The sequence below is a fragment of the Hymenobacter algoricola genome (assembly GCF_039539525.1).
Taxonomy (GTDB): Bacteria; Bacteroidota; Bacteroidia; order Cytophagales; family Hymenobacteraceae; genus Hymenobacter; species Hymenobacter algoricola.
Genome location: NZ_BAABDH010000012.1, coordinates 17,080 through 39,127, shown reverse-complemented (window position 1 = coordinate 39,127; position 22,048 = coordinate 17,080). Strand labels below are relative to the sequence as shown.

The window sequence follows — 22,048 nt, the reverse complement described above, 5'->3', positions numbered from 1 at the left end:
TTGTGACAACGATTCATGGCTACTTGCTTCCATAAAGCGCCGTTAATTGCCGTAAGGAGAGAGTGGTAAGGGCAATAGCCACGGCTGGTCCGAGAATAAGCCACCACGCAGTAGGAGCCAACCGGGCCGAAGCCAGAATGCGACCCCAGCTCGCCGTTTCGGGGGGCAACCCAACTCCCAGAAAAGAAAGAGTAGTTTCCAGCCCAATGAGCGTGGCGACACTGATGGGGAAAGAAGCCCGGATGGTATGCCAGCAGTTTGGCAGCGCATGACGCCATAAAAGGCGCGCCGCGGGCAACCCCAGCGCCCGGCCAGCTTCGACATAGGGCAGCGCCCGGATACGTAGAATTTCGGCCCGTATCAGTCGCGCTGGCCCGGGCCAGTAGGTGAGTACCAGCACCACCAACAGGCTGGGCAAGGAGGGGGGATACAAAGCGGCCAGTGCTATAGCCAGAATCAAGATCGGGATGGAGGCCAACAGGGCAATGCTACCCAGCACCATGCTGTCAATAGGAATGGTAACGGAGCGGCGGTATCCTAACCGCTGTAGGGCAGCAGTTCCCCCCCACAACCCAACGGCTGCCACCGCTGCGGCCAGAAGGGTCGTACTCGTCGTAGTAGCCCGGAACAATAGGGCGAAAACTGCCATTCCGATGCCTGCAACAACGGCGGGCATCGGGGCGCGCAGGCTGTCGTTACCCCACAATCCGGCAACACTACCCAGCATACTACCCAGTAGCGTAGCCAGCGCCGCCGCCGGCAGGCTCACTAGCAGCGCCGTACGGGCGCCGAAAATCAGATTGGCCAGCAAGTCGCGGCCCTGCAAATCGGTGCCCAGATAGTGGGAGCCAACAAACGGAGCTGTCGTAGTGGCAAACAGATCGGGGGCATCGGGAGGGTAGGGCAGCGGTAGCAATGGCGCCAGCAGCGCAACGGTCAGCATCAGAGCCACCCAGCATTGGGCCAGCCGCCACCGCACCAGGGTGGAATAGGAGGGCTGCTTCATACCGGCAGCCGAATGCGCGGGTCGGCCTGAAAGTATAGCCAGTCGGCTAGCAATTGGGCCAGTATGCGTACCAGCGCAATAAGCAATACCCCCCCCAAAAGCACCGGGTAGTCGTGGGCGGCGGCGGCTTCAGCCAGCAGCCGCCCCATACCGGGCAGAGAAAAAACCATTTCGACTACTACTGAGCCAGCCACCAAGCTGGGCAGTAATTCGGTGAGAAGCGTCAGGACCGGCAGCAGAGCGTTGCGGAAGGCATGACGACGAATGACGAGAGCTTCCGGCAGACCTTTGGCGCGGGCCGTCAACACATAGTCGGCACTTAGCTCATGGTTCAGGGCAGCCGTCAGCTGAACCAGCAGCGCTGGCAGGCTAGCCAACGTGAGAGCCAGTACCGGCAGCGCCAGATGAGCCGCCAGCAGCTGCAGTCGTTGCGCCCAGGGCGCGCGCACATCTTCGTGACCAAGCCCGTAAGAAGGGAAAATGGCAAGGGCATCGGGGTTAGCGAGCAGCAGCAGCAGCAGCAGGGCCACCACGAATAGCGGCAGCGCATCGACTACGTACAGCAGGGTCAGCAAGCCGGTGCGCAGCCTGCTAGGCCGGGCCAGCCGCGGGGCAAGAAGCCAGGCAATACCAAGGGTGAGCAGCGCCGCGCCAGTGGTGAGCGGCAGGGTGTACCGAAGTGACTGACCCAGCAGCTCCAGCACGGGCCGTCCGTCGCGGAAGGAGTTGCCTAACTGCGCCTGCCCCATTTGCCCCAGCCAGTGGTGATACTGATTGCGGGCGCCATTCCACTGCCACCGGAATCCCAAACCCTGCTCGGGGAGACGAGCCCGGGAAAAGTAGAAAAGCGGTATGTCGAGGCCCAGGCGCTGCCGGAGCTCGGCTTCGGCGGCCTGCCGTTGGGCCGGCGTGGTGGTGTGTACGGCCAAACTGCCATCGGCTAGGTTGCCGGGAAGCGGCGGCGGCGCAAAGGTCCGGCTCAACAGAAAAATAACGGATACAATAACCCAGAGAGCCAGCAGCACGCGCAGCAGCCGATGCACCAGAAAACGTACCATCCTCTAAGGTCGGTTAGCGGTCGGCTTACTCTCGATGGCAGCGGCTTCGTAGCCCGGCCGGAGTCCCGTCACGTGCAGGTTGGAAAGGCGGCTGGCCGCAGCCAGGCGATGCTTCAGGAAGTAAAGCACGACCAGCGGGCTTTCCTGGCGCAGAAGCCGCTGAAATCTGCGTAGCAGCTGGGCCTGCCGGGCCGGCTGGGCTTCAATGGCAATGGCGTCGATTAGCTGGTCGCTGGCAGGCGAGCCAAAGCGGGTCGAATTGCCCCAGCCAATGCTTTGCGAATGCAGAATGGGGACAAAATTGTAGATAAAAGGGTTGCCTCCCAGCATTTGCAGATACATCTGTAAGTCACCGGCTCGCATCTGCTTGGTAAGCAAGGAAGCTTCCGTCGGCCGGGGTTGCACCGGTATTCCCAGCTCAGCCGCCGCCGTCCGGAACTGGAGTACCACCGCCTCGTAGGCCGGGTCGCCGGCGCGGTAGCTGAAGGTAAGCTCAAGGCGTTGCAGGGCGCGGCCGCCTAGCTGCCGGGTCCAGCCCTGAGGGCCTTGCCGCCAGCCAGCCTGCCGCAGCGACGCCTTGGCCTGCCGCGGAGAAAATACCGGTAGCGGCAGACTATCATTGTAAAGCGGCCCGGCAGCAGGACTGATGAGGCTCGCGCTGGGATAGGCCATGCCCTTCTGACTGGCCTGGATCAGGCCCGCAACGTTGAATAAATACCCCAGCGCCTGCCGGGTGCGGGCATCCTGCAGCATCGGGTGGCGGGTATTGAAGCCCGCCGTCAGCATATCATAAGAATCGGCAACGTAAAGCCGGAGCCCGGAAGTAGCGGTATCCTGCCGCAGGCGCAAAAAATCATCGGCCGGCACCATCGGATACACGTCGACGTCTCCCCGCCGCAAGGCCAGCAGTGCCGTGGCGTCGTCGGTAATTATTTCGTAGTTGAGGACTGCGGGGCGCGCTTGCAGCTGTGCCGGGGCCGCGGCGACCTTTTTACCCCACCAGTTGGCTTTTCGCCGAAACATTACGTAGCGTCCGGTCTGCCAATCGGTCAATTGGTAAGGGCCACAACCTACCGACCGCCGCGACAACCGGGCCTGCGCATAGCGCTGCGCAAAACGGGCCGCAACCTGTTGAAACTTGCTGGCCACGCCAGCGGACCTTTGTAGCTCAGCCAGCGGGATAAAGCGCAGCTGCCGCTGTGGATCGAGTACGTGCTCAGGAAATATGGAATAATCGCCGGAGCCCTGCACTAACTCCGGCGAATGCCCCCGGAAAGTAAGGCTGAAGCGCCGCGCGTCGGTTGGGTCCAGCTGGATAGCACGGATGAAGCCGTACTGCGCGCGGAAAGACTCATTCGGCAGCCCCGGGCAGAACATCATCTTCAGCGTGAAGGCAACGTCGTGGGCCAGCACGGGCTGCCCGTTGTCCCAGGTGGCTTCGGGTCGGATGCGGTAGGTAACCACTGTGAGCGAGTCTTTGCGCTGCACCTGCGGCAGCGCTTCGGCCAGCCAGGGAACAAACTTCTTCTCCTGGTAATCTACAGTCAGCAGGCTGCAATACAGTAGATTGATAGCCTCCAGGGAGTTAGGATTCGGCGCTAAAAGGGGGTCAAGGTTTTCCGGGTCACGTGCCCAGCGAATCCTGACGGTGTCCTCTTGGGCCTTGGCAGACTGCGACGAGCAGGCTTGCATTCCGAAGGCCAGAATAACGGCTAGTCCTAGTAAGAAGTGCTTCATGGAAAAGTAACCGCTCAACAAGAGTGTTGGGCAAGTTAGCCAAGATTACCCAGGAATAAGGGAGGCAATAGGTCCCTCTACCGCTACGCTGACGCCGTTTTAGACAACGCCGCCGCCCCAGCCGCCGTGGCCCTGGTCATTTGGGTTAGGTTCTGGAGGCGTAGTTTCGGTGGAAGCATCGCTGGAAGCAGGAGCGGGAGCGGGAGCTGAGAAGCTGGCGATTTGCAGCAGGGCGATGGCGATAAGTTCTAGCATGACACTCAGGGCTTTGGTGGTTCCGGTGATTGAATGACACAAAGGTGGGCACCAATACTACCCATGGAAAGGAAAGAGCTTTGCTAAACGTGACTTGGATATTTCAAATAATTAAGGGTAACACAGGCTAAATATTGCCGCAACTAACCCGCTAGATCACGGCTTAGGAAGAGTTGTTCTGATCCGTTGCGAGGCAATCCAATCATATTTGTGACAAAACACGAGCAAAAATTGTATAATTCACCGAGTACAAAGGTGAAGATAAAGTGAGGCAACAATAAAGGCCAAACGCTGATTTTTTGTGACAAGGATTTATTCCCTTTATTTGACCTCGTACTGGCTGGAACTCTTGGCTAGAGTGCTTTTTCTATGGAAAAACTTAGTAACCTGGCAAAGATTGTGACGGATAGACGCCTCAAGGAGGCCCCGTTATTTGACTTTTCTGCCCGCGCTGCGAAAAATAAGGATTACCGGCTGATTCAACTGCTGGAGGCGGAGCCCGATATCACCCAACTGCAGCTTACGAAAGGCTTATATGGTAAGCCTAGCCCGAAGAACCAGATTTCCTTCCGCAAACTCAAATCCCGGGTTCAGCAGAAGCTGCTCAATCACCTCTACTTTCTGGATCAAACCGATCCGCGCCACTTGATTTCGCGCCGCTACGAACTGCAGTGCATCAGCCTATACCACCAAGTGAGTGTACTGTACGGCGAAGGCGAATATTCCCTGGCGGAACAGCTGTTGCGAAAATGCCTGCGGCAGGCGCTGGATGGCGAATTTACGCAGTATGCCGTGCTGGCCGCACGGCTGCTGTGTACCTTATACGCCGATCTGCGGCAACCCGCCCGCTACAAGACCATGAGCAAACAACTGCTCAAATACCAGCAGCTGCTGGCCCTGGAAGACGAAGCCGGTCAGATCTACGGCAGTAGCAAGCTGGCCCTGGCGCACACCGTGCGGACACGGCGGACGCTGTTGAACGAGATTCCGGCCTATCAGGAGAAGCTGCAGCAGCTGCACCAGAAGGCGCAGAGCTTTACCACTTTCAACTACGTGTACCTCATCAGGCTCACCCAGCAGGAGCTGACGGGTAATTACGAGGAGATTGTGCGGCTGACCACGGCCACGGCCAAGCAGGCAATGCAGGGCAAGCTGAACCGGAAGCGGTTTGATAAGCGGTTTAACAACTACATGAACGCTTATGCGCATCTGCGCAGCAAGCAGCCCATCAAGGGCTTGGCCCTCTCCGAAGAATACCTCAAGGATTTTCACCCTTCATCCGGCAACTGGTTTTTCTTCCTGGAAAACTACGTGCTGCTGGCGTTGCACGCCGGCCAGTACGGGCAGGCCCACCAGCTGCTGGAAATGGCCCTGAAAAATCCGTACTTCCGCAAGCAGCGGGTGGCGGCCCGGCAGCGCTGGGATTTGTTTCGGGCCTACATCCACTTTGTGCAGCCCGAAGTGTCGCCGCTGCGGCTGCGGCACTTCAACCAGTTTGTGCAGACGGTGCCCGACTACAGCCGCGACAAGCAGGGCTACAACGTGGCCATCCTGATTCTGCAGTTTATGCACTACCTGCGCCAGCAGGACGTGGAAGGCCTGTTGTCGCGCCTGGAGGGGCTGCGCAAGTATGAGCGCCGCCACCTGCGCGACGCGGCCACCGTCCGCAGCCAGCTGTTCTTTCGCCTGCTGGTGCTGACCGTCAAGGAAAACTTCAACCCGCAGACCTGCGAGAAAAAAGCTCAGCCCCTGCTCAGCCGCCTGCGTGAAGCGCCCCAGCCTGGGGAAGCCTACGCCGAAATAGAAATCATTCCGTACGAAGCCCTCTGGCAGCTGGCCCTCGATATCCTGCGCACGAATGCCGACCAGGAAATTGCCAACGAAAAAGCGGCGCGCAATCGGGTCAGCTAAGGCCCGGACTCAGGGGCGCGAAGCCGCCGGGGCAGACGCCGTACCACTGCCGCCAGCCGCAGTCAGGGTGGTGTAGCGCTGAAACTGCAGCTCAGACAGAATGCCCTTGAGCTGCAGGGCGTACTCGTCGCCGACAACCCGGAGCTTGTTCTGCCGCATGGTGGCGTCGTCGGCGTACGTGCGGGCTACCTCATTTTCCTGCACCAGCCGCTCGTAGGTTAGGCGGCGCACCTTCACGCTGCGGGCGTCATCGAGCGAAATCTGCTGGGCCAGCCTGCGGGTGGCTTCCGCGGCCTGAGCGCGAAGATCGGGGGCCTGCTGCGCCATAGACTGGACGGAAAAGCCTAGGCTGCCCGCAAGGAGGAGCAGGGAGTATATTTTTTTCATAACGAGGGAGTACATGGAAGGCAACTGAGGAGCTTGGGTGCAAATAAAGCAAGTTTTTATCTTATAAGTACTGTGTCAGGTTATTATTTTAGTAATATAGTAAGCTGGAACCAGCCTAATACCAAGTTTAGCTGTTTGGCCTGCGCGGCCAAGGCCTGGAAAGGAAACCACGCGGCCGCCCCCAGCACCCGGCGGCTGAACCGGCCAGGGAGCCGTACAGCTGCACAATCAGCAGGCGGCTTACAAAGCAGTGGCCGTAGGGACAAATGGGGGGGCGCTAGCACGCAGGCGCAGGCGGATGGCGTACCGGTCGGGCCGACGAAAGGCGTGCTACATACGGCGGCCGTTGGCTACGTACCCGTCGCGGAAGTCCCAGAGCCCTACCATGTTTTCGCACGGGGGCAGCTGGGCGGCAGCGGCGGCGGCCGATGCGGCGGATGTCGGGCGTGGTGAAGTGGACCCCCGTTTCCCGGGCAAAAGCAACGGGAATATTCTTTTGCCCGAGCCATACCTATCTGGTGTTGTCCTCTGCCACGGCCAGGCGGACGAGGTAGCGCTGCCGGATGGTGTAGCAGTGGGTCAGGATGAGGCCAGTGAGTGTAGGGCCGTGCCCATGTCTCAGCGGTAGGTGAGCGGGGCCAGGGCGCCGGAAGGCGCACACCGAGGAAAGATTGATTTTGAAAAGCAGGATCTAGAACTTGTTCAGTCGCTGCAGCATGTCGCGCAGGTAGGTCTGGCCGATGGGAATCTGCTTGGCGTCGATGGTGATGGTGTTATCCTCAATGGCCTGCACCCGCTTGATGTTGACGATGAACGAGCGGTGAACCCGGGCAAACAGGGCCGGGGGAAACTTTTCTTCCACCGCCTTCATGGTGCTGTACACGATAAGCTTGCTCTGGCCCGTGACGATGTGGACGTAGTCGCCGAGGGCTTCCACGTAGCGCACCTCGTCAAACAACACCTTGACCAGCTTGGTATCTACTTTCACAAAGGTGAAGTCGGCGCCGTCGGGCGCAGCAGGAGTGGTACGGGTGGCAGTCAGGTCCAGGGCTTTCTGGGCCGCTTTCAGAAACCGGCCGTAGCTAAGGGGCTTCACCAGGTAATCGATGACGGCCTGCTCGAAGGCCTCGACGGCGTAGCTCTGGCTGCTGGTAGTGAGCACCACCAGCGGCGGATGCTGCAGGGTGCGCAGCAGGTCGATACCCGACATGACGGGCATCTCCACATCCAGAAACAGCAGATCGACGGAGGTGGTGCGCAGCACCTGGGCGGCGGCCACGGCACTATCACAGGTGCCCACCAAGGCCAGGAAAGGCGTGTTGGCGATGCAGGCTTCTACCATCTGGATGGCCAGCGGGTCGTCGTCGACTACCAGGCAGCGTAGCGGCACAATCGGATTGGGCATAGTGGCAAAGGTAGAAGAAGGCTAGGCAAAATGCCGGCTGCCAGGGCGTTCGGCTGAGCCTAGCGCTTAGATTAAAAACAGCGAGGCTCGGGGCGGATAAGTAAAGCCTCGTAAAGTTGGTGGGGAAAAACGTTGGACTGCTGCTTTGTCATGTACGTATAAAACGCTTCAGCGGCTTTCCGGTGCTTACTTGCCCGTCACCTTAAACTCGGTGCGGCGGTTGAGCTGGCGGCTGGCTTTGGTGGTGTTAGGCGCTACGGGCTGGGTGTCGCCGTAGCCGGCGAAGGTCAGACGTGCCTTGTCGGTGCCCTTGGCCACGAGGTAGTCAACCACGGCTTTGGCACGGCGCAGGCTGAGGTCCTTGTTGTAGGCGGCGTTGCCCACGTTGTCGGTGTGGCCCGATATTTCCAGGCGCAGGGCCGGAGTTTCGACCAGCAGCTTCTGCAGGCGCTCCAGCTCGGCGGTGCTTTCCTTGCGCAGGGTCGCCTTGTCGAAGTCGAAGAAGATGTTGTTGAGCACCACCTTCACGCCCACGTCGAGCTTCTTGAGGGCAATGTCCTTGACCACCTCCGAGTAGGCCGCGCCGGCCGGCAAATCGAAGTTCTCGGAATGGAACAGGTAGCCTTCCTGCCGCACCACGATGCCGTAGTTCACCCCCGAAGGCAACGACACCAGGTAGCGCCCCGACTGGGCATTGGAGCGAAAGGAGGCAATCAGCTCGTTGCGGGAGTTGTCGACCACGTCAATGGTGGCTTCCAGGGGCTGCTTGCTGGCTTCGTCGGTCACCACGCCCTTCAGGATGGTCACCTGGGCGGTGGCAATCGGGACGGGCGGGGCCAGCATGGTTTCCTTCACGGGCTGAATCCGGGAGGCCAGCAGCTGGTCTTCCTGGCTGAGCATGGGCTGCTTCTCGGCGCCCAGAAACGTAATCTGGTAGATGTCCTTGGAGCCCAGCCCGTCGTCGCGGAAGGACGAGTAGTAGCCGTGGCGGCCCGAGGCCGATATCACGAAGAACACGTCGTCGTCGGGGGTGTTGATGGGCCAGCCCAGGTTTTCGGGCGCACTCCACTTGCCGTTCTCAAACACTGACCGGAAGATGTCGTAGCCGCCCATCGTGTTGTGGCCCTCCGAGGAAAAGTACATGGTCTTGCCGTCGGGGTGCAGAAACACGCCTTCCTCGCCGTAGGGCGTGTTGATGGTCGGGCCCAGGTTTGCGGCCGGCCCGCGGCCCTCGATTTCGACCTTGTAGATGTCGCGGTTGCCGACGCCGCCGGTTTTGTCGCTCACGAAGTACAGGCTGCGCCCGTCCGGCGTGTAGGCCGCCGACGACTCGTGGCCCTTGCCGGTATTGATGCGGCCGCCCATCTTCTGGGGCTTGCGCCAGGCAGCCCCGCGCAGGTCGGCCTCCTCCAGGTCGCCGCCGTTGTCCTCTGAGTACACCAGCATGCGCTGCCCGTCGGGCGCCAGGCCCACGGTGGCGTCGTGGCCGTCGGTGTTGACCGGGTTGCCCAGGTTGCGGGCTGCGCTCCACTGCCCGTCACTGCCGCGGGTGCTCTGGTACACGTCTTCGAAGAAGCCACCGGTTTCGGGGTCGCGCTGCTTGCCGGTGGAGTTGTCGCGGCGGGAGGTAAAGAGAATCACCGACTCATCGGCCGAAATGACCGGGCCGTATTCGGGGTAGGGCGAGTTGATGGCCGGGCCGGCGTTGTCGATAAAGGCGCGCACGGGCCGGGCCATGAGCTTGCGGCCGTTTTCGCACTCCGCAATTTTGCGCTGGATGGCGGCAATCTGGGCCGGGGCCGTCTTGCCGGTGGCGGCCGGAATGGCGGCTTTGTACTCAGCAATGGCCTCGGCCCACTTGGCGTTCAGCTGCAGGCCGCGGCCCAGGTAGTAGTGAATGTTGGGGTCGACGTCGGCGTTGAGCTGGGCGGCCTTCTGCAGGTAGGCCAGGGCCCGGGGCTTGAAGCCCGAGTGCAGGTAGGCGTTGCCGATGCGCAGGTTCAGGCGGGCATTGGCGGGGTTGAACTTCTGGGCGGCCAGGTAGTGGGGCAGGGCCTGCTCGTAGCGGGGCGGGTCGGAGTCGTACCACGCGTCGCCCTCCTTGATTTCGCGCAGGGCCTCCTTGAGCCCGTCCTTGTCGGAGCCGAACCGGTCCTTGCTGAACTCCACGCTCTGCGCGTTGGACAGGATGGCCCACAGTAGCGCGCCCGCCAGGAAAAGGATGCGTAAGAGAGTTTGCATCGAATAGAGCAGTTTAGAGCTTAGGGAGGAGAGCTTGGACTCTGGCGGGGAAAAGGCAGATTCAAATCGGGCATCCGGCCCGCCGGCTCAGCAGGACGTTTCTTTTTGGCGTTACCCTCGTTACTCACTGCCGCAGCCCGAGGCCGCGGCGTAGCTGGTCCCGACTTCCAGGCCCAGCTCGGCGGCTTTGCGCCAGTCCTGGCAGGCCTGGTCGTCGCGGAGCATTTCGCGGGCGTGGCCGCGGTTGAGGTAGGCTTCGGCGTACTGCGGGTTCAGGGCAATAGCGCGGGTGGCGTCGGCGGCGGCGTTTTTGTAGTCTTCGAGCTTGAGGTGGGCGGCGGCGCGGTTGTTCCAGGCAAAGGCGTACTGGTCGTTCAGGGCCACCGCTTTGCTGAAGTCGTCCACGGCGCCCTGGTAGTCGGCGGCCTCGAAGCGGGCACTGCCGCGGTTGGTGTAGGCGGTGGGGTTGTCGGTCTTTCTGGCCATATAGTCGTTATAGTCGGCCAGGGCGCCCTTCAGGTCGTTGGCGCGGCGGCGGGCGGCGGCGCGGTTGAGCAGGGCCGGGAGCAGGTCGGGCTGCAGACTCAAGGCCTTGGTATAGTCCTGCACGGCGGCCGGAAACTGGCTGAGCTGCCGTTCGGCGCTGGCCCGGTCGTGGTAGGCGTAGGCGTAGGTGGGGTCGGCTTTAATGGCCGCGTCGAAGTCGGCTTTGGCGGCCTGGTAATCGGCTTTTTCGAAGCTCAGGGCCCCGCGGTAGTACCAGGCCGGGGCGTAGTCGGGCTTCACCTCGGTGACTTTACTATAGTCCAGCGCTGCTTCCTCTTTCTGCCCCAGCGCCTCGCGGGCCTGGCCCCGGCCAAAATAAGACGTGTAGCCCGCGGGGTCGAGCCTGATGGCCTGGTCGTAGTCGGCTACGGCGGGCTGGTAGTCCTTGAGCTCGTAGCGGGTGGTGGCGCGGTTGTAGTAAGCCTTGGCGAAGTCGGGCCGCAGCGTCAGGGCCTTGTCGAAGTCCAGCAGGGCGGCGCGGTAGTTTTTGCCCGTGTACTTGGCCACGCCGCTGTTGTAGAGCTTTTCGGCCTGCTGGGCGGGCGGCAGGGTGCTGGCCCGCACGGTATCTACCTGGGCCTGGGCCGCGGCAGCCAGCATGCAAAGCGTGGCCGACAGGGTAAGGGTCTTGAGCATAGCGGTAATTCAATTAGACTCGACGGGATAAATGTAATTTTATTTACGGAAACACCGCCTATGTACCGGATATTTATACACTCATGGTATTTTATCAATGCGTTGCTGCGCGGCGACCAGCAAACTCCCGGCCGGGAGCAAGGACGGCCGCTGCTGCCACGACAAAGCCGGCCCGCGGCAAACCTGAATCCGGCATTTGGGGTTGTGCAGGGGCAAGCGCCGGAGTTTGCGTATTTTTGCTGCGCCTCCGGGCTCTACTTGCTTTTTCTCCTTCCGTCACCTAAGCCACTTACGCTAATGGCCACTTACCCCGAATACATGGTTGCTCCCATCCGGCAAGACCTCACGGACGCCGGTTTTGAGCAGCTTATGACTCCCGAAGCCGTTGATTCGGCCCTGAATGCCCAGAGCGGCACAGTGCTGCTGGCCGTCAACTCGGTGTGCGGCTGCGCGGCGGCCAAGGCCCGTCCGGCCCTGAAGCTGGCCGTGTCGAGCTCCGACAAGAAGCCCGCCAAGCTGGTAACCGTCTTTGCCGGCATGGAAACCGACGCCGTAGCCCAGGCCCGTCAGCACATGCTGCCGTATCCGCCCTCCAGCCCCAGCATTGCCCTGTTCAAGGACGGCGAGCTGGTGCACGTCATCGAGCGGCACCACATCGAAGGCAACGACCTGATGCGCATCGTCGACAACCTGCAGGGCGCCTTCGAGGAGTACTGCTAGGTTAGGGTCCTGGGGTCTTAGGATCTTGGTTTTAACAACAGAAAGGGCCGGTAGCAGTAGCTACCGGCCCTTTCTGTTTGAATGGGAGCGGGGCTGACAATCCAAGCCCCTAAGCCCCTAAAGCCCTAGCGACTTGAAGAACGCCTCCTGATTCGGCTCCCGGCCCAGGAAGTTCTTCACCAGCTGGTACTCGTCGTCGGTGCCGCCCTTGGCCAGAATCATGTCGCGGTAGCGCAGCCCGGTTTTCTGGTCCATCACGCCGTTCTTCTCAAACACCGAGAACATGTCCTCGGCGTACACCTTCGACCACATGTAGCCGTAGTAGCCCGCCCCGTAGCCGGTCAGGTGGCCGAAGGCGGCCTGCATGTTGGTACCTTCCAGGTAGGCGAAGGGCGTAATCTGGTTTTGCAGCTTCTTGAGCACTTCCGTAGTCGTCTCGGCGCCGTTCGGGTCGAACTTGTCGTGCAAAGTCATGTCGAGCGTGCCGTAGAGGATCTGCTGGGACGCGCCCAGGCCGGAGCCCACGTTGCGGGCGGCCCACATCTTGTCGTAGAGCAGCTTGGGCAGCACCTCGCTGGTCTGGTAGTGCTTGGCGAAGGTTTTCAGCGCGTCGTAGTTCCAGGCCCAGTTCTCCAGAATCTGGGAGGGCGCCTCCACGAAGTCGCGCTTCACGCTGGTGCCCGCCTGCCCCGACAGCTCGGCCGTCGTCACCAGGTTGTGCATCACGTGGCCAAACTCGTGGAAGAAGGTCACGACCTGGCTGTGGCTCATCAGCGCCGGCTTGCCGGGCGTGGGGGCGTTGAAGTTGCACAGCAGCACGGCCGTGGGCAGCTGGTAGCCCTTGGCCGTGGCCTTGCCCGACTCCACGCCGAAGCAGGCCGCGTGGCTGTACTTATTGTCGCGCGGGAACAGGTCGAGGTAGAAGCGGCCGATGAGCTTGTTGTCGCGCTGCACCTCAAACAGGCGGGCGTCCTGGTGCCACACCGATGCGTCCTTGACCTCGTTGAACTTGAGCCCGAATAGCTGTTGGGTGGTGTTGAAGAGGCCCTCCACCACGTGGTTGACCTCGAAGTACTCCTTTACCTTCTCCGCGTCGAGCTGGTACTTGTCCTTCATCAGGATGTTGGAGTAGAAGCTCGTTTCCCAGGGCGACATCGTTTTCACCGCCGGGTCCTTGAGGTAAGCGCGCTTCACTACCAGGAGCTCCTCCAGGTCCTGCTGGCTTTTGAGCTTCACGCGGTCTGCCAGCTTGGTTTCGAAGGCCCACACGGCTTCCGGGCTCTTGGCCATGCGCGAGCTGGTCTGGTAGGCGGCGTAGGTTTTGTAGCCCAGCAGCCGGGCCTTTTTCTGCCGCTCGATGAGCAGCTGCCTGAGCACGTCGAGGTTGGTGTCGGCGGCGCGGTTGTTATAGAGCACGTAGAGCTGCTTGCGCATGGCCTCCGACTCGGCGTACTTCATAAAAGAGCTGTAGGCCGGGCCATCGACGGTGATGCGGTAGGCGTCGCCCACCTTGGTACGGCTCTTTTTGTAGTCGTCGGGCAGGCCCTTCATGTCGCCTTCGCTCACCAGCAGAAAGCTCTGGTCCTTGGCAATATTGGCCCCGAAGGCAATGCTCAAATCCCCGATTTTGTCGTTCAGCTGCTGCAGCTCCCTGCGCTTGTCGGGGGTGAGGGCAAAGCCGTTGCGCTCAAAGTCCTCCACGGTTTCGGTCAGGAACTTGCGGCGGGCGCCGGTCAGGGCCTGGGCCTCCTTGGTTTTGGAGTAGTCCTTCACGGCCCGGTAGAGCTTCTCGTCGAGGGCCAGCTCGTTGCCGTACTTGCTGATCTGGGCCAGGCTTTTCTGGGCCTGGTTGCGGATGGTGGAGTCGGGGCTGGCGTTGAACAGGATGCTGATGGGCCCGGCCACCCGGTCGATAGCGTCGGTCAGGTTGTCGAGGGCCACCATCGTGTTGGCGAAGGTGCGCTTGCCGGCTGGCACGGTGTAGATGGCGCCCAGCGCGGCCTTGGTGCCGCCGATAACGGTGGCCGTGGCCTGCTGCACGTCGGCCCGGGTAGCTTTGCCGAAGGCAATGGGCTGGTTGAAGGCCGGCGTGAGCGGGTTGTCGGCCGCGGCCGCGCTCAGCAGTGCCGACAGGCTGACGAGCAGCGTCAGGCCCGCCCGGGCGGGGATAAAGGTGGTACGAATGGACATAGGGGAGAGGAAAAGTAGGCTTCGAAGATACGGGATGGCGTGGAAAAGTCTAAGTACCCCGCCCGGCGGCCGGCGGCGGCTTCCGGCGGCCGGGTAGTGTAAGAAAACTGCCTCCACAGGCTGGATTCGGCCCATAGCGGGCCTGGCGAAAAACAGCAGCAGGAGTTGCCCGACTCGTCCCGATGTTTTGCCCCCATTCCCGGCCAGCCTGCTTAAATACAATTTCTCCCAAAACGCCCGAAGCCACTCCCCGCGTAGGAAGTGGCTTCGTTCAATGAGCAGAAATCCCAAGTCCCCAAGCCCCTAGTTGGCGTACTCGCTCAGGAACTTGATGCGCATCAGGCGCAGGTCTTCCTCGGTGTACTCGTCGGGGCCGAGCTCCTTGAGGGCCACGGCAATGTTGTCGGTGCTGGCCTGCAGGAAGTAGTCGGTGATTTCGCCCTGGCGGTCCTCGTCGAGCACGCCGTTGATGTAGTAGTCGAGGTTGAGCTTGGTGCCGGAGTAGCAGATGTGCTCAATCTCCTCCATCAGCTCGCGCATGTCGATGCTCTTGGACGAGGCAATTTCCTCCAGGTCCATCTTTTTGTCGATCTGCTGGATGATGTAAATCTTGATCTTGGACTTGTTGACGGCCGACTTCACCACCACGTCGGCGGCCGTGACGATGTCGTTGTCCTCTACGTACTTCTGAATCAGGGCCAGAAACGGCGGCCCGAACTTCTGCGCCTTGCCCGAGCCGACGCCGCCCACGTGGGCCAGGTCGTCCATCTTGGTGGGGAAGGTGGTGGCCATTTCCTTCAGGCTGGGGTCCTGAAACAGCACGTAGGGGGGCAGGCTCTTGTCCTTGGCAATTTTCTTGCGCAGACCCTTGAGCATCTCAAACAGCGCTTCGTCGTGGCCGGCGGCTTGCTGCACTTCCTCCTGTTCCTGTTCCTCTTTCACCTCTTCCTCGTAGTCGTGGTCTTTGGTGAGCTTAATAGAGTGAGGATTCTCGATAAAGTCAAGTCCTTTCTGCGTGATTTTCACCACTCCGAAGTTTTCGATGTCTTTTTCGAGCATGCCGCTGAGCAGCACCTGCCGCAGCACTGAGTGCCAGTACTGCGCGTCGTGGGCCTTGCCCTGCCCGTACACCGGCAGCGCGTTGTGGCCGTAGCTGTCGATGTGGGCGTTGCGCATGCCCATCAGCACCGTGCCGATGTGGTCGAGGCCGAAGCGTTCCTCGGTCTGCACCACAGCCTTGAGCGACATCACCACCTCGTCTTTGCCCTCGAAGCGCTCCTTGGGATGCTTGCAGTTGTCGCAGAAGCCGCAGTCCTTCTCGAAATGCTCGCCGAAATAATGCAGCAGCTGCTTGCGCCGGCACACGGCCGAGTCGGCGTAGTTGGCCATTTCCTGCAGCAGCAGCTTGCCGTTGTCGCGCTCGGTGACGGGCTTGTCCTTGTTGAACTTCTCGAGCTTGACGATGTCGTCGTAGCTGTAGAACATCAGGCAGTTGCCTTCCAGGCCGTCGCGGCCGCCGCGGCCGGTTTCCTGGTAGTAGCCCTCGATGGATTTCGGCGTGTCGTAGTGAATCACGAAGCGCACGTCGGGCTTGTCGATGCCCATACCGAAGGCGATGGTGGCCACAATCACGTCGCAGTCCTCGTTGAGGAACGCGTCCTGGTTGGCCATGCGCACCTGCGGGTCGAGGCCGGCGTGGTAGGGCAGGGCCTTCACGTCGTTCACGCGCAGCAGCTCGGCAATTTCCTCCACCTTCTTGCGGCTCAGGCAATACACGATGCCGGCCTTGTTCTTGTGCTGCTTCACGTACTGAATCAGCTGCTTCTTGGTGTTGTGCTTGGGCCGGACCTCGTAGTACAGGTTGGTACGGTTGAACGACGTCTTGAATACGCTGGCATCGTCCATCTGCAGATTTTTCTGGATGTCGAGCTGCACCTTGGGCGTGGCCGTGGCGGTAAGGGCAATGACGGGCAGCTGCCCGATGTTGTCAATGATGCCGCGGATGCGGCGGTACTCGGGGCGGAAGTCGTGGCCCCACTCCGAGATGCAGTGGGCCTCGTCGATGGCGACGAAGGAAATGGTGGCCTTCTGCAGAAAGTCGATGGTCTCGTCCTTGGTCAGGCTCTCGGGCGCCACGTAGAGCAGCTTCACCTCGCCACTGATGACGTCCTTCTTCACCCGGTTGATTTCCGACTTCGACAGCGTCGAGTTCAGAAACTGGGCATTTACGCCGAAAGCGTTGAGCTGATCCACCTGATTTTTCATCAGCGCAATCAGGGGCGAAATAACGATGGCCGTGCCGGGCAGAATCAGCGCGGGCAGCTGGTAGCACAGGGACTTACCGGCGCCGGTGGGCATAATCACGAAGGTGTTGTGGCCCTGGATGACGTTCTGAATGATGGCCTCCTGGGTGCCCCGGAACTGTCCGTACCCAAAAACTTCCTTTAACTTGCCCTTCAGATCAGCCTCTTGCAGGACGGCTTGGTTTACGGCTGGCATCGACATTCTCACTTGCTCTATTGGTTGCAGAATTGAGCACCGGCCCTTCGGAGTCGGTTACTCAATCTAGACAAATTTAGATTGAAACCGCAGAACGACACCATCTCAATTGCAAAAAAAGTGCTTCTCGAAGAAGCAGAAGCCATTCGTGGCGTGGCCGAGGCCATTGCCCGGACGCCGGATTTTGCACAATGCGTTGCCGCCATACTCTCATTACGGGGTCGGGTTGTGGTGACGGGCATCGGCAAGAGCGCCCACATTGCGGGCAAAATGGTGGCCACGCTCAATTCAACCGGCACGCCGGCCCTGTTTATGCACGCCGCCGATGCCATTCACGGCGACCTGGGCATGATTCAGCCCGAAGATTTTGTCATTGCCATCAGCAAGAGCGGCGACACGCCCGAAATAAAGGTGCTGGTGCCCCTGCTCAAGCGCAAGGGCGTGCCGCTGGCCGCGCTGGTCAGCAATGCCGATTCCTACCTAGGGCTGCAGGCCGACTACGTGCTGCACGCGCCGGTGACGCGCGAGGCCTGCCCCCACAACCTGGCGCCCACCACCAGCACCACCGCGGCCCTGGCCCTGGGCGACGCGCTGGCCGTGTGCCTGCTCGAGTCGCGCAGCTTTACCACCGCCGACTTTGCCCGCCTGCACCCCGGCGGCACGCTGGGCAAGAAGCTCTACCTGAAGGTCGGCGACCTGAGCCGGCAGAACCAGGCCCCGCAGGTCCGGGAAGACGCGCCGCTCACCGACATCATCCTCGAAATATCGGGCAAGCGCCTCGGGGCCACCGCCGTGCTCAGCCTCAAAGGCGGCCGGCTGCTGGGCATCATCACCGACGGCGACCTGCGCCGCATGCTCACCAACTTTACCAGCCTGGAAGCCGTCCGGGCCCGCGACATTCTCACCCCCGGCCCCGTCACCATCGACGTGGACGATTTTGCCGCCGAGGCCCTGGTCCGGATGCAGGACCGCAACATCACCCAGCTTATCGTCACGGAAAACGGCCGGTTCAGCGGCTTCATCCACCTGCACGACCTGCTGCGCGAGGGACTGGTATAAGCCGGCCCCCGCTTAAACTATAGCTTTCGTTCGGCGGCAAAAGCAGATATTAGCCGACTCTAAGGCCGGATTCGTTTCTCATCCTACCCCGGCGCCAGAAATTATGGAACAAAGTACTTACCTCGTGGTGATGGCGGGCGGCATCGGCAGCCGCTTCTGGCCCTTCAGCCGCACCTACCTGCCCAAGCAGTTTCACGACGTGATGGGCGTGGGCCGTTCCATGCTCCAGCTTACCGTGGAGCGTTTTAAAGGCATCTGCCCGCCCGAAAACGTGTTCGTCGTGACCAACCGCGACTATTCCGAGCTGGTCCACCAGCACCTGCCCGAGCTGCCCGCCGACCAGATTCTGGGCGAGCCCATCGGCCGGAACACCGCCCCCTGCATTGCCTACGCCAGCTACCGTATCGCCCAGCGCGACCCGCAGGCCGTCATCATCGTGACGCCCGCCGACCACGCCGTGCTGCGGGAGGTGGAGTTCCAGCGCATCATCAACCAGGCCGTGGATGCGGCCCGCCACCACGAAGTGCTGATTACGCTCGGCATCCAGCCCTCGCGGCCCGATACCGGCTACGGCTACATCCAGTTTCTCGACGAGGACCCCAACAGCCGCCTGCCGATGGGGCTGAAAAAGGTGAAGACCTTCACCGAAAAGCCGAATCTGGAGCTGGCTAAGATGTTTCTCGACAGCGGCGACTTCCTCTGGAACTCGGGCCTGTTTGTGTGGCGGGCCGACGCTATCCTGCACGCCTTCCATCAGTACCTGGGCGACATTGCCGAGGTATTTGACGAAGGCACTCACCTGCTCGGCACGCCCGAGGAGGCCGACTTCATCACCCAGGCCTACACCCGCTGCCGCAACATCAGCATCGACTACGGGGTGATGGAAAAGGCCGACAACGTGTACGTGCTGCCCGCCGACTTCGGCTGGAGCGACCTGGGCACCTGGGACTCGCTGCACCGCATGGGCCACCACGACGCCGACAACAACGTGGTGGACGGCGACGCGCTGCTCTACGACACCCGGGAGTGCGTCATCAAAACGCCCGCCGACCGGCTGGTGGTGGTGCAGGGCCTGGAGGGCTACATCATTGCCGAGTACGACAACGTGCTGCTCATCTGCAAGCGCACCGAAGAGCAGCGCGTGAAGGACTTCGTGGCCGACGTAAAATCAAAGAAAGGCAACGGCTACAACTAGCCGCCGCCCCGCAAGAGATTCAAAGGCCCGCTGCGCAACGCGTAGCGGGCCTTTGGTATGTATGCAAAGTCGAAAGCGGAGCGCTAAAAGGCGTAGATGGCGTTCAGGCGCAGGGCGGGGCCCTGCCCGTTGGTGCGGCTGGTGAACTGCGTGGCGTGGTCCGTATTGCGGTCCGTGGTCGTCTGGGTGTTCCAGGCCCGCAGCACTTCGTAGGACGCTTCCGGATTGAGGTAGAAGTGCCGGAAGGTTTTGATCTTAATGCCGAGGCCGGTATTGTTGCCCCCGCCGTTGGACTTTATGTCGACATCGGAGTTGATGCAGCCGCAGAGGCCGCCGCTGAAGTTGGCCTCCGAGGTGAAGCGGCGGTAGTAGAAATCAGAGAATACGTACAGCCACTGGGCCTTTTTGAGGGGCGCGTACTGGCCGCCGAGCGTAAGCCGCAGTTCTTTCCGCTCGGTTTGGCCGATCAGGCAGTCGGCGCAGTTGGTATTGTCGGTATTGTCCGTCTCGGCGTTGTAGCCCACGCCGGAGCGCAGCCCAAACCGGCCGAAATTGGAGCGGAAGATGGCCCCGGAAACCCACTGGGCTTTGGCGAAGGTCCGGGTATCCTGGTAGCTGTAGAAAGTCGGGACGTAGGGTGAGAAGTTCAGCACTTCCAGGCCCACCTCGAACTTGTGGGGCTGATCCTGAGCCTGGGCAGTAAAGGCCAGCCCGGCCAGCAGAAGGGTGGGAAGGGTAGTTTTTTTCATGAGGTAGTGGGATAAGAAAGTGAATAAAGCCGGCCGGGCCGGTTGGTAGCATGAGTGCCCGCGGCGGCTGAAAGTTGCACCCCGGCTCCATAATTCGGCGCAAGTGCTGCCAGGGCGCGGCGAGTAGATTGGCTTTGCCCCTAAACTCTGCAAAACAGCAAGGCCCGCCGGAAGAATTTCCAGCGGGCCTTTTGCTATAAAAACGGGGTGGGCTACGCGCCGGCCAGCAGACGCTGGCGCAGCACCTCAAAGAGCATGATGCCGCTGGCCACCGACACGTTCAGGGAGCCAATCTGGCCGGCCATCGGAATGCGGAGCTTGTGGTCGGCGAGCTTGAGGTATTCGGGCGAGATGCCGTCTTCCTCGCTGCCCATGAGCACGGCCACGGGGCCGGTCAGGTCCACGGTGCCGGCTTCGAGGCTGGCGTCGGCCTTTTCGGTACAGGCTACCACCGTCACGCCCGACTGCTGCAGAAAACTGATAGTTTCCTTCAGGTTGGGCTCCCGGCACACCGGGATAATGTTCAGGGCGCCGGCCGAGGTTTTCAGCGCGTCACCGTTGATCTGAGCCGCACCGCGGCTGGGCACCACAATGGCGTGCACGCCCATGCACTCGGCATTGCGGGCAATGGCGCCGAAGTTGCGCACGTCGGTTACCCGGTCGAGCAGCAGCAGCAGCGGCACTTTGCCTTCCTCATACAGCCCGGCCAGAATGTTGTCCAGCGGCTGGTAGTCAATCGGCGACACGAAGGCCACCGCGCCCTGGTGGTTTTTGCGGGTCAGGTCGTTGAGCTTCTCAATGGGCACCAGGGACACCGGAATGTTGGCCGCCTTGGCCAGGTCCGTTATTTCCTGGGTCATGCTGTTCTTGGTGCCGCGCAGCAGGTAGATCTTTTCCAGCGTGCGGGCCGCGTTCAGCGCCTCCTGAATCGGGCGCAGGCCAAACAGCATGTCGATGCTGCGGTCGGCGGCGGGGCGGTGGGGGTAGCGGGGCTTGGCGCTGGCATCACCCCCGGCCGGGCGGCCTTCCCGGCCTTCGCCCCGGGGTGCGGCGGGCCGTTCGTCCCGGTCCCTTTCGCGGGGTACGGGGCGGTTTTCGGAATCGAAATACGTGCGGCGCTCCTTTAGCGGCCGGTCGGGGCGGTCAGTGCTTTTCTCCATTGCTCCACGGCGGCATACCAAAGCAGTTCATACTCCGGCCGGCGCACCAATTCATAGTGTTCGGGAGCAAAGGTACTCGGTTTGGGGCGGAACGTATACGTGGCATTGCCGGTGCCCGTACTGCGGTACACCCAGCGCTCCTCCGTAGCGGTGCGGTACACCGCTTCCGGCGGCCCCAGCACAACGTAGAGCAGGCCCCGGTCCGTCATCCAGCCGGCCTTGTGGGCCGAAAACAGCCGGTTGGCATCCGCCACGCGGCCGTAGTAAGTCCGGATCAGCTGCCGGGCCAGGTTCTGGTTGTCGCGGGCCACATCGAGCCAGAAGTTATCCACGGCCTGCTTGGGGTTGGGCGCATCGTAGAGCTTTTTGCGCTCGGCGGAGGTCGTCAGGAAAATCAGCGGCCGGATCAGCTCATCGGCGGTTTTCAGGGTCGGAAACTCATTTTCCTCCACCAGCAGCGCCAGGGGGCGCCCACTACCGCCCACGCGCAGCGCGTACAGGCCGGCCTGCTGCAGGTGCAGCTCCTGGCCGGCGCGGAAAAACAGCGAATCCAGCAGCCCCAGGGTGCGGGGCGGGGCGGGCTGGGCGGCCAGGTCGGTCATGGGCGGCAGGGCGGCGGCAAAGTTGGCCGTGGAGTAGAGCCGGGCCGTGGCGGGCTGCTCGGGGCCGTAGCTGTCGATGCGCACGGGCTGCCCGCGGTGCACGGCCCGGCTCAGCAGCGGGTCGCCCACCGAGTCGGTAAGGATGAAGGTGCGGCCCAGGCGCTCGGCCGTGAGCAGTAGCCAGGCGCCTTCGCCGGCGCCAGCCTCGTCGGCGGGGCCGCAGTGCAGGCTCAGCACCTGCCCGGGCTGTAAGGCGGCCACGGGCAGGGCAAACTCGACCCAGGCCGCGGAACCCGCCCACCGGATGCGGCGGCTTACGTGGCGCACCGAGTCCTGCCAGAGTGGCCGCTTCGCGTCGTAGCTCAGCCAGGCCGCCAAGCGCAGCGGGTGGCGCTGCTGCAGGTCGCTGCCGTTGGGAAAGCGCAGGTAGAAGCGCAGGCTGTCGGCCTCCCGGCGGGTGTCGAGCCGGAGGCGACGCTCGGCGTTGTAGAGCCCGGCAAAATCGCGGCGCTGAGCCGGGGCCGCCCCGGCCAGCAGCAGGAAAGCCAGCACCAAGAAGGACCGGATGGAATGAAGCATAACGAGTTTCACGGCGCAGAGCAGGTTTGGACCAGCTTCTTGAACGTAGCCCGGCTCACTTTCGGGTAAAGCTGCCGGCCCCGGCCCAAAACAAAACCGCCGCTCCGGGTGGG

General features: G+C 61.8%; 16 protein-coding genes. 4 read left to right on the top strand and 12 right to left on the bottom strand.

Annotation, left to right across the window (positions count from 1 at the left end):
- Positions 1 to 19 precede the first annotated feature (19 nt).
- From ABD842_RS02470 to ABD842_RS02460, 3 genes are read right to left on the bottom strand one after another with little or no spacing between them, the layout of a single operon-like run.
- Positions 20 to 1,006, bottom strand: a complete 987-nt coding sequence (locus ABD842_RS02470) for an ABC transporter permease (RefSeq protein WP_345109577.1) — start codon at positions 1,004 to 1,006, stop codon at positions 20 to 22.
- Positions 1,003 to 2,064, bottom strand: a complete 1,062-nt coding sequence (locus ABD842_RS02465; protein ID WP_345109574.1) for an ABC transporter permease — start codon at positions 2,062 to 2,064, stop codon at positions 1,003 to 1,005. The genes ABD842_RS02470 and ABD842_RS02465 overlap by 4 nt, the downstream gene beginning before the upstream one ends.
- 3 nt (positions 2,065 to 2,067) lie before the next feature.
- Positions 2,068 to 3,756, bottom strand: coding sequence for an ABC transporter substrate-binding protein (locus ABD842_RS02460; protein WP_345109896.1), 1,689 nt, complete (start codon positions 3,754 to 3,756; stop codon positions 2,068 to 2,070).
- A 669-nt stretch (positions 3,757 to 4,425) separates the two neighbouring features.
- On the opposite strand from ABD842_RS02460, the gene ABD842_RS02455 reads away from it, so the two are divergent.
- Positions 4,426 to 5,967 carry a hypothetical protein gene (locus ABD842_RS02455; protein ID WP_345109571.1) on the top strand — a complete coding sequence of 514 codons (1,542 nt, stop codon included), beginning with the start codon at positions 4,426 to 4,428 and terminating at the stop codon, positions 5,965 to 5,967.
- A gap of 9 nt (positions 5,968 to 5,976) precedes the next feature.
- Here the strand turns inward: ABD842_RS02455 and ABD842_RS02450 are convergent, their stop codons facing one another.
- The 4 genes from ABD842_RS02450 to ABD842_RS02435 all read right to left on the bottom strand — a co-directional run bounded on the left by ABD842_RS02450 (position 5,977) and on the right by ABD842_RS02435 (position 11,182).
- On the bottom strand, positions 5,977 to 6,354 hold the full coding sequence (locus ABD842_RS02450) for a hypothetical protein (RefSeq protein WP_345109568.1): 378 nt from the start codon (positions 6,352 to 6,354) through the stop codon (positions 5,977 to 5,979).
- A gap of 691 nt (positions 6,355 to 7,045) precedes the next feature.
- On the bottom strand, positions 7,046 to 7,759 hold the full coding sequence (locus tag ABD842_RS02445) for a LytR/AlgR family response regulator transcription factor (RefSeq protein ID WP_345109565.1): 714 nt from the start codon (positions 7,757 to 7,759) through the stop codon (positions 7,046 to 7,048).
- A gap of 186 nt (positions 7,760 to 7,945) precedes the next feature.
- Positions 7,946 to 10,000, bottom strand: a complete 2,055-nt coding sequence (locus ABD842_RS02440; protein ID WP_345109562.1) for an OmpA family protein — start codon at positions 9,998 to 10,000, stop codon at positions 7,946 to 7,948.
- Between the two features lie 120 nt (positions 10,001 to 10,120).
- Positions 10,121 to 11,182: a tetratricopeptide repeat protein gene (locus ABD842_RS02435; protein WP_345109559.1), complete on the bottom strand. Its 1,062-nt coding sequence runs from the start codon at positions 11,180 to 11,182 to the stop codon at positions 10,121 to 10,123.
- 318 nt (positions 11,183 to 11,500) lie between these two features.
- On the opposite strand from ABD842_RS02435, the gene ABD842_RS02430 reads away from it, so the two are divergent.
- Positions 11,501 to 11,902 (top strand): BrxA/BrxB family bacilliredoxin, encoded by a 402-nt coding sequence (locus tag ABD842_RS02430; protein WP_345109556.1) that lies wholly within the window; start codon positions 11,501 to 11,503, stop codon positions 11,900 to 11,902.
- Between the two features lie 117 nt (positions 11,903 to 12,019).
- Here the strand turns inward: ABD842_RS02430 and ABD842_RS02425 are convergent, their stop codons facing one another.
- Both ABD842_RS02425 and recQ read right to left on the bottom strand, forming a co-directional pair.
- Positions 12,020 to 14,092 carry a M3 family metallopeptidase gene (locus ABD842_RS02425; RefSeq protein WP_345109553.1) on the bottom strand — a complete coding sequence of 691 codons (2,073 nt, stop codon included), beginning with the start codon at positions 14,090 to 14,092 and terminating at the stop codon, positions 12,020 to 12,022.
- A gap of 303 nt (positions 14,093 to 14,395) precedes the next feature.
- Positions 14,396 to 16,591: a DNA helicase RecQ gene (gene recQ / locus ABD842_RS02420; RefSeq protein ID WP_345109550.1), complete on the bottom strand. Its 2,196-nt coding sequence runs from the start codon at positions 16,589 to 16,591 to the stop codon at positions 14,396 to 14,398.
- Between the two features lie 81 nt (positions 16,592 to 16,672).
- Here recQ and ABD842_RS02415 point away from each other — a divergent pair, with 81 nt between their 5' ends.
- Together ABD842_RS02415 and ABD842_RS02410 are read left to right on the top strand one after the other, a co-directional pair.
- Positions 16,673 to 17,650 (top strand): KpsF/GutQ family sugar-phosphate isomerase, encoded by a 978-nt coding sequence (locus tag ABD842_RS02415; RefSeq protein ID WP_425553140.1) that lies wholly within the window; start codon positions 16,673 to 16,675, stop codon positions 17,648 to 17,650.
- Positions 17,651 to 17,753: 103 nt separating this feature from the next.
- A complete protein-coding gene (locus tag ABD842_RS02410) occupies positions 17,754 to 18,845 on the top strand; it encodes a mannose-1-phosphate guanylyltransferase (RefSeq protein WP_345109544.1) in 1,092 nt (363 codons plus the stop codon).
- Positions 18,846 to 18,928: 83 nt separating this feature from the next.
- Here the strand turns inward: ABD842_RS02410 and ABD842_RS02405 are convergent, their stop codons facing one another.
- From ABD842_RS02405 to ABD842_RS02395, 3 genes are all read right to left on the bottom strand, one after another.
- Positions 18,929 to 19,594, bottom strand: a complete 666-nt coding sequence (locus ABD842_RS02405; RefSeq protein WP_345109542.1) for a hypothetical protein — start codon at positions 19,592 to 19,594, stop codon at positions 18,929 to 18,931.
- A 212-nt stretch (positions 19,595 to 19,806) separates the two neighbouring features.
- Positions 19,807 to 20,754: a 23S rRNA (guanosine(2251)-2'-O)-methyltransferase RlmB gene (rlmB, locus tag ABD842_RS02400; RefSeq protein WP_345109540.1), complete on the bottom strand. Its 948-nt coding sequence runs from the start codon at positions 20,752 to 20,754 to the stop codon at positions 19,807 to 19,809.
- Entirely contained in the window at positions 20,718 to 21,935 is a 1,218-nt protein-coding gene (locus ABD842_RS02395; RefSeq protein WP_345109537.1) for a GWxTD domain-containing protein, read from the bottom strand. The genes rlmB and ABD842_RS02395 overlap by 37 nt, the downstream gene beginning before the upstream one ends.
- Between the last annotated feature and the right edge of the window lie 113 nt (positions 21,936 to 22,048).

What these genes read in the sequence shown, in the direction of transcription:
- ABD842_RS02470 (WP_345109577.1), bottom strand. Translation starts at nt 1,006, where the DNA reads ATGAAGCAGCCCTCCTATTCCACCCTGGTGCGGTGGCGGCTGGCCCAA.
- ABD842_RS02405 (WP_345109542.1), bottom strand. Translation starts at nt 19,594, where the DNA reads ATGAAAAAAACTACCCTTCCCACCCTTCTGCTGGCCGGGCTGGCCTTT.
- ABD842_RS02465 (WP_345109574.1), bottom strand. Translation starts at nt 2,064, where the DNA reads ATGGTACGTTTTCTGGTGCATCGGCTGCTGCGCGTGCTGCTGGCTCTC.
- recQ (WP_345109550.1), bottom strand. Translation starts at nt 16,591, where the DNA reads ATGCCAGCCGTAAACCAAGCCGTCCTGCAAGAGGCTGATCTGAAGGGC.
- ABD842_RS02435 (WP_345109559.1), bottom strand. Translation starts at nt 11,182, where the DNA reads ATGCTCAAGACCCTTACCCTGTCGGCCACGCTTTGCATGCTGGCTGCC.
- ABD842_RS02440 (WP_345109562.1), bottom strand. Translation starts at nt 10,000, where the DNA reads ATGCAAACTCTCTTACGCATCCTTTTCCTGGCGGGCGCGCTACTGTGG.
- ABD842_RS02410 (WP_345109544.1), top strand. Translation starts at nt 17,754, where the DNA reads ATGGAACAAAGTACTTACCTCGTGGTGATGGCGGGCGGCATCGGCAGC.
- ABD842_RS02460 (WP_345109896.1), bottom strand. Translation starts at nt 3,756, where the DNA reads ATGCAAGCCTGCTCGTCGCAGTCTGCCAAGGCCCAAGAGGACACCGTC.
- ABD842_RS02425 (WP_345109553.1), bottom strand. Translation starts at nt 14,092, where the DNA reads ATGTCCATTCGTACCACCTTTATCCCCGCCCGGGCGGGCCTGACGCTG.
- ABD842_RS02450 (WP_345109568.1), bottom strand. Translation starts at nt 6,354, where the DNA reads ATGAAAAAAATATACTCCCTGCTCCTCCTTGCGGGCAGCCTAGGCTTT.
- ABD842_RS02445 (WP_345109565.1), bottom strand. Translation starts at nt 7,759, where the DNA reads ATGCCCAATCCGATTGTGCCGCTACGCTGCCTGGTAGTCGACGACGAC.
- ABD842_RS02455 (WP_345109571.1), top strand. Translation starts at nt 4,426, where the DNA reads ATGGAAAAACTTAGTAACCTGGCAAAGATTGTGACGGATAGACGCCTC.
- ABD842_RS02430 (WP_345109556.1), top strand. Translation starts at nt 11,501, where the DNA reads ATGGTTGCTCCCATCCGGCAAGACCTCACGGACGCCGGTTTTGAGCAG.
- ABD842_RS02395 (WP_345109537.1), bottom strand. Translation starts at nt 21,935, where the DNA reads ATGCTTCATTCCATCCGGTCCTTCTTGGTGCTGGCTTTCCTGCTGCTG.
- rlmB (WP_345109540.1), bottom strand. Translation starts at nt 20,754, where the DNA reads ATGGAGAAAAGCACTGACCGCCCCGACCGGCCGCTAAAGGAGCGCCGC.